Origin of the sequence: Actinomyces sp. S6-Spd3, from assembly GCF_000758755.1 — a bacterium.
Lineage (GTDB): Bacteria > Actinomycetota > Actinomycetes > Actinomycetales > Actinomycetaceae > Pauljensenia.
The window spans coordinates 1-598 of the sequence record NZ_JRMV01000060.1 but is presented as its reverse complement, the minus strand read 5'-3'; the positions used below and the strand labels follow the sequence as shown (position 1 = coordinate 598).

At 55.2% G+C, this 598-nt stretch carries 1 protein-coding gene; it reads left to right on the top strand.

What is annotated here, in order from left to right; genetic code table 11:
- Nucleotides 1-598, top strand: a 598-nt coding sequence (locus tag HMPREF1627_RS00410) for a YPDG domain-containing protein (protein WP_034499994.1), incomplete at both ends; no start/stop codon positions are given.

The window sequence follows — 598 nt, the reverse complement described above, 5'->3', positions numbered from 1 at the left end:
GAATCACCAGGTAAAGGATGCCCCGAAGGGCTCCAAGTTCTCCTTTGGCAAAAAGGATGACCAGCCGGTGCTTGAACAGACTACTGAGGACGGCTGGAAGTACACGATCAACCCAGATACTGGTGTTGTCAGCGCCACTCCGCCTGCAAATGCAAAGCCGGGAGATAAGAAGACTGTCAGTGTCAGTGTGGAATCCCCGGATGGTTCCACCCCGGAGGTGCCAGTTACCACCGTGGTGAGCCTGTCTAACAAATGGGAAGCGGAACCTTCGTATCCACAAGAAACGGTGTACCCGGGTGGCAGCGCAACGTTGCCGGTAACTCTCGAAAAGCCGAATAGCATCAACGTTGCAAAGGAAAATCCCTACACGCTGGTTAACGTGCCTGAAGGTTGGACTGTCACCATCGACGATAACGGTGGCATCACTGCAACTGCCCCGGCAGACGCAAAGCCTGGGGATCACGTAGAAATTCCTGTCAAGGTTACGTACGAGGACGGCTCTAGCGATACGGCTACCGCCGTGGTGACGGTTGTGGATGTTCCCACCCGCGAAGTTCCGTTCCATGTCGAGTACAAGTACGACGACACCATCCCTGCC